Origin of the sequence: Halomonas sp. ND22Bw (assembly GCF_003011945.1) — a bacterium.
In the GTDB taxonomy this organism is placed as follows: domain Bacteria; phylum Pseudomonadota; class Gammaproteobacteria; order Pseudomonadales; family Halomonadaceae; genus Halomonas; species Halomonas halophila.
On sequence record NZ_PXWD01000919.1, the window covers coordinates 1 to 270 of the forward strand.

Annotated in this window: 1 protein-coding gene; it reads right to left on the reverse strand. The window is 68.9% G+C overall.

The window, feature by feature from the left end; translation table 11 throughout:
- On the reverse strand, nucleotides 1-270 hold a 270-nt coding region (locus CVH10_RS20820; RefSeq protein WP_146143215.1), incomplete at both ends, for an SDR family NAD(P)-dependent oxidoreductase.

Genomic DNA, 270 nt, shown 5'->3' on the forward strand with positions numbered 1-270 from the left:
GAACCCCTTCACGGCGTGCTTCGAGGTGGCGTAGAGGCCCTGGAACGGGAAGGCGAGGTCGGAGGCGACGCTGCCGACGTTGATGAGCGCCCCGCCGTGCCGGCGCAGGTACCCGACCGCGATCAGCGATCCGTTGACCGTGCCCCAGAGGTTGGTCTGGATCAGGCGCTCGTGGTCGGCATACGCGATCTCGCGCAAGGGACCGTAGACGGTGAGGCCGGCGACGTTGACCCAGGTGTCGAAGCCGCCGAAGCGTGCCCGTGCCGCATC